At 71.1% G+C, this 4,325-nt stretch carries 7 protein-coding genes; all 7 read right to left on the bottom strand.

Annotation, left to right across the window (positions count from 1 at the left end):
- Nucleotides 1-73 precede the first annotated feature (73 nt).
- Nucleotides 74-826 (bottom strand): phage tail tube protein, encoded by a 753-nt coding sequence (locus F615_RS0116810; protein ID WP_019562312.1) that lies wholly within the window; start codon nucleotides 824-826, stop codon nucleotides 74-76.
- A gap of 125 nt (nucleotides 827-951) precedes the next feature.
- Nucleotides 952-1,173, bottom strand: a complete 222-nt coding sequence (locus F615_RS0116805; protein WP_245558378.1) for a DUF7210 family protein — start codon at nucleotides 1,171-1,173, stop codon at nucleotides 952-954.
- Nucleotides 1,170-1,595, bottom strand: a complete 426-nt coding sequence (locus tag F615_RS0116800) for a hypothetical protein (RefSeq protein ID WP_019562310.1) — start codon at nucleotides 1,593-1,595, stop codon at nucleotides 1,170-1,172. Before F615_RS0116800 ends, F615_RS0116805 begins: the two co-directional genes overlap by 4 nt.
- The gene (locus tag F615_RS0116795) at nucleotides 1,592-1,876 is read right to left on the bottom strand and encodes a head-tail joining protein (protein WP_019562309.1); all 285 of its coding nucleotides are present in this window, start codon (nucleotides 1,874-1,876) and stop codon (nucleotides 1,592-1,594) included. The genes F615_RS0116800 and F615_RS0116795 overlap by 4 nt, the downstream gene beginning before the upstream one ends.
- Before the next feature lie 13 nt (nucleotides 1,877-1,889).
- Nucleotides 1,890-2,891: a major capsid protein gene (locus tag F615_RS0116790; protein ID WP_019562308.1), complete on the bottom strand. Its 1,002-nt coding sequence runs from the start codon at nucleotides 2,889-2,891 to the stop codon at nucleotides 1,890-1,892.
- Between the two features lie 65 nt (nucleotides 2,892-2,956).
- The gene (locus tag F615_RS0116785) at nucleotides 2,957-3,334 is read right to left on the bottom strand and encodes a head decoration protein (protein WP_019562307.1); all 378 of its coding nucleotides are present in this window, start codon (nucleotides 3,332-3,334) and stop codon (nucleotides 2,957-2,959) included.
- A 3-nt stretch (nucleotides 3,335-3,337) separates the two neighbouring features.
- The coding region (locus F615_RS18970; protein WP_033371774.1) for a S49 family peptidase at nucleotides 3,338-4,325 on the bottom strand (988 nt) is incomplete at its 5' end.

The following is a 4,325-nucleotide window of genomic DNA, read 5'->3' as shown; positions in this document are numbered from 1 at the left end:
GCCACCGTGACCACCTGGGGCACAGGCGGGAAGGTCGCGAAGTCGTCGGTGCCTTGAGTCATCGCGCCCTCCTTCACAGCAGCACCAGGCGGCCGAACTGGCCGAGTTCGCCGTCGGCGGGCTTGGAGAGGTCCGCCAGCACCTGGCCGGAGAGTTCGAACTTCAGTAGTTCGTCAGTGATGATCGAAAGCTCCTTGGCCGGGTTGATGGCCACGCGATAGAGGTCGATCACCACCTCGCGGTTGGCGTCGGCGGTGTTCAGGCCCTCGAAGCGGATCCAGCGCTCGGGCAGCGGCCGGGTGAACATCGCCGTGCTCTGCGCGGCGCCGTAGGCGTAATCCACGGTGAAGGGCTCGACATAGGGGCCGCCGGTCGTGGCGTCGAGGATCAGCACCGAACCGTGCCTGGCGTGCACCTGGACCTGCGTCGCCGGCAGGGTCTTGGGCGGGCTGCTCCCGTCCTGGATCTGCACCGCCGAGACGTTCTGGTGCGCGAGCGGATAGAGGTGGCCCGCGGTGACCGGGTTGGGCAGCGCCTCGCCCGTGACCGTGCCCGGTGCCACCGTGGTCGAGTGGCCGTAGAGGGCGAGCGCGAGGTTGCCGCTGCTGAGTTCCTCCAGCGTGCAGGCGAACTCGCCCTTCTTGGTCTTGATGAGCTGCAGGTCGGTGAGGCGCTGGCCGGACTGCGCCTCCTGGTGTTCCAGCGTCTCCACCGACAGCGACACCTTCAGTTCCGGCACGTTGCCGACGAAGGTGAGGCCGGCCGGGTTGCCGGCCGAGTCGCGCGCGCCGATGTAGACGCGTCCCTGTCCAGAAAAGTAAGCCATTGCCGTGCCTCCTCAGCGATCAGCAATGGGTCCGGACAACGCGCCGTGTCGGCGCGTTGCGGCGAAGGCTAATGCCCGCGTAGCGGGCGTTAAGCGAAGCGGCCGAAGCCAGAAGTAGGCCATGGTCAGTCTCCCGTGGAGGTTGCCGCGGCGGCGGAACCGTCACGGCGCGAGGGTTTGAGGGACGGGGCAGGCGTCGGGGAGTCCGGCGTGACGAGCCGGGCCGCGCCCTGGGCGATCAGCCAGCGGGCGCTGACCTCGGGCAGGTCCAGCCGCGCGCCGGCGCTCAAGCGCCGACCGGCGTGGGTGTGGGCTTGGAGCAGTTCGATGTGCATTGGATGGGTCATCCCGTGGTCGTGAGGTCGGTCAGCGTGGTGCGGTAGCGGATCTCGTAGCGCGCCGGCAGCGTCACCGTGCCGGCATCGAGGTCGTCGGCGTCCCAGTCGGCGTCGAGCTCGCGCACGGCCAGCGCCAGGCCGCCCAGGTTCGGGTCCGCGAGCACGGCGGCGTGGGCGGCGACGATCAGCCGGTCGGCCGCGTCGAAGGCGTCCGCGCCGCGCGCGAGCGCGACCAGGCGGACGGTGAGCGCCCGGTCCACCAGCCGGTTGGCATGCGCGGTGAGGGCGTCGCCCTCGACGAAGAGGAGCAAGGCAGGGCCGGCCTCGCGGGGCAGCGGTGTCGCCGGCTGGCGCAGCACGGGCGCCGGGGCCAGGGCCGCCGTGAGCCGATCGACGAGGGTGCGCAGCAGGCGCTCGCGCACCGAGTTCATGGCAGCCTCGCGAGCCTCGCCCGGCACTCGCGGCCGTCGCCGAGCGCCCTCACCTCGCGCACGCGGTAGGACTCGCCGGCGATGGTGACCACGTCGCCCGGTGCGAGCGCCAGGCGCGAGGCCGCGTACTCGAGCTCGAAGTCGCGCGCCAGCGCCAGGCCGTCGAGCACCGTCTCGTCCGGCGCACGGAAGGCGCAGTACACGGTGGTGGTGCCCACCACGACGGGCGTCAAGAGCCCCGCGCGCTCGGCGGCGTCGTACAGATCCTCCACACGGACCATCGGACAGGCACCCTCAGACGGTCAGCTTCACCAGCACGCCGGGCCGGTGGCACATCGGCAGCGGGTTGCTCTGGGTGTGCAGATCGGTGCCGCGGTCGAACTTGCGCGGCTCCTGCTTGGCGTACAGCGGCTGGCCCAGGGTGTTCACAGTCTCGTTGAAGTCGGCCGGCGCGAAGTAGGTGGCGAAGGTGTCCACCGTGCCCAGCGGGAAGGCGTGCGCCTCGCCCGCGGCGATGAAGCGGCGCACCGTGCCATCCGGGCTGCTGGCCTGACCGCGGTACTCCTCGAAGGTGATGCCGGCGAAGACGAAGCCGGCGCGCACGTCGTTGATCAGGATCGCGCCCTGTTGCCACTGCGCGTAGGCTTCCTTGACCGACTTGTGGCCGGTGAGCTGACGGAAGAACTCGGGCGAACAGAGGACGTGCACGCCGGTCATGAACTCGCCTTTGAGGTTGTCCTCGATCGCGGCCAGGACCGACAGGCATTTCGCCTTCACGTTGGTGCCGGCGTTGCCGAGGTCGAAGGCAACGACCTGCGGGGTGAGGCCGAACTCGGTGAACAGGTCGTAGATCGTGCTGCCGTCGGCGTCCAGGATCTGGCCCTTGAGTGCGCCCATACGCAGGTGTTCGAGGGTGATCGCGTGCTTGTTGCGCATGGTCTCCAGATGCCGCGCGAGCACGCCGGCGATGGCTTCCATCTCGGTTTCCGAGCCGAAGGCGCGGATGCCCTGGACCTCCTCGGGCAGCACCACGTCGTCGTGCGGGATGTGCGGGACGATGAAGGAACGAAGCCGACGCTGACCGCGCTCACCCACCGTGCCCGGCGCGCCCGGAGGCCGCGTGGGCAAGAGGTTCAGGCGCCCGGCGTACTCCTCGATCACGACCTGGCGCGTGCGCACGGGCTTGGCCGGAAACAGGTTCAAGGCTTCCAGCCGCCCGTAGCGGTTGGGGATGAGGTTGATGGCCGCCGTGAGGCTGGCCATCGAGAAGCCGGGGGCATCGAAGGGGTTGAGCATCGGGGTCTCCAGAAGCAACGAACCCGCCGAATGGCGGGTCGTCCGAGGTGTGGGGAGGGGCCGAATCAGGCGCTGTCGCGCACCACGATGCCGCGCGCTTCGAGCTGGGCGATCGCAGCGAGCTGCTGCGCGGTGGTGATCCCCGCGGGCCAGACGAGCGCGTGGCGCGCGACGATGGCGTGGCGGGCGATCAGGATCGCGTCCTCCCGGTCGATCAACGTCGCATCGACGGCCAGCGCGAGCACGCCCATGGCGACTTCGCTGCCGTCGCCGGCCGCGGGGTCGAGGGCCTCGAGCTTGCTGGTGGCCGTCTCGCGGCCGACCACGGCGCCGAGCGGCAGGTTCTGCCCGGCGGCCACGGTCGCCTGCTCGCGCGAATACAGGTTCGGCGCCTCGTACTTCAGCAGGTCGCCGAGGGTGGGGGCTTGGGTGAGCGTGGGCATGGTTCACTCCCGGGTCACGAGTTTCTTCACGGCGGCGACCACGGGCGAGGCGGCCGGATCGGCGCCGGGGGTGGCCCAGTCCTGGGGCACGTGGGTCGAGCGCACGGCGGACGCCATGCTGTGGGCGGCGCGCGCATCGAGCAGGAGACGGCGCACCTCATCTTCGGTGCGACCGGCGGCGATGAACTCGGCGGCGCGCTCGGGGCAGCCGGCGATCAGGCACAGTTCCGCGATCACTTTCGCGGACTGCGCCACTTCGCGGCGGGCTTCGGCCACCAGGGCGGCGGCCTCATCCACGCCGAGGGTCTCGGACGGGGTATCGGTCATGGTGGGGGTTCCTCGGAGAACGGTCGCCTTCCCGGTCGGGGCTTGGCGCGGCGGGGAAGACGGACGCCGCGTGGCCGCAAGATGTCGGTCGAACTCGGCGAGCACCGCGGGGAGCGTGGCCACGCCATCGGCCAGCCCGGCTCGAGCAGCCTGCGGGCCGAAGAAGAGCGCGGCCTCGGTCGCGCGCACCGCGTCCTCGGGCAGGCCGCGCATCGCCGCCACGTGCGCGACGAAGAGCGCGTGCAGCCGGTCCACCTCGGCCTGGAGCGCCGCGCGGGCGGCGTCCGCAAGCGGCTCGTGCGGCGAGTAGTCGTTCTTGCGCTCGCCCGCAGTGATCGCGGTGTAGCGCAAGCCGTCCCGGGCGTCCTTGACCGACTGGTCGACGTGCAGCGCGATCACGCCGATCGAGCCCACGCCGCCGGTCTCGGTGACGAAGAGCCGCTCGGCGGCGCAGCCGATGGCGTAGGCCGCGGAGAAGGCGGCGTCGTTGGCCACGGCCCAGACGGGCTTCACGGCCGCCGCCTCGCGCACGCGGCGGGCGAGTTCGAAGCAGCCGCCGGTCTCACCGCCGGGCGAGTCGATGTCGAGCACGATGCCGGCGACCGTCGGGTCGCCAAGTGCCGCCTCCAGCCGCGCGCCGATCTCGGCATAGCTGGTCAACCCC

The organism is Caldimonas manganoxidans ATCC BAA-369 (genome assembly GCF_000381125.1).
GTDB classification, from domain to species: Bacteria; Pseudomonadota; Gammaproteobacteria; order Burkholderiales; family Burkholderiaceae_C; genus Caldimonas; species Caldimonas manganoxidans.
The sequence above is the reverse complement of the archived record's forward strand: the minus strand, read 5'-3'. Positions and strand labels throughout refer to the sequence as shown.

What these genes read in the sequence shown, in the direction of transcription:
- F615_RS0116810 (WP_019562312.1), bottom strand. Translation starts at nt 826, where the DNA reads ATGGCTTACTTTTCTGGACAGGGACGCGTCTACATCGGCGCGCGCGAC.
- F615_RS0116805 (WP_245558378.1), bottom strand. Translation starts at nt 1,173, where the DNA reads ATGACCCATCCAATGCACATCGAACTGCTCCAAGCCCACACCCACGCC.
- F615_RS0116800 (WP_019562310.1), bottom strand. Translation starts at nt 1,595, where the DNA reads ATGAACTCGGTGCGCGAGCGCCTGCTGCGCACCCTCGTCGATCGGCTC.
- F615_RS0116795 (WP_019562309.1), bottom strand. Translation starts at nt 1,876, where the DNA reads ATGGTCCGTGTGGAGGATCTGTACGACGCCGCCGAGCGCGCGGGGCTC.
- F615_RS0116790 (WP_019562308.1), bottom strand. Translation starts at nt 2,891, where the DNA reads ATGCTCAACCCCTTCGATGCCCCCGGCTTCTCGATGGCCAGCCTCACG.
- F615_RS0116785 (WP_019562307.1), bottom strand. Translation starts at nt 3,334, where the DNA reads ATGCCCACGCTCACCCAAGCCCCCACCCTCGGCGACCTGCTGAAGTAC.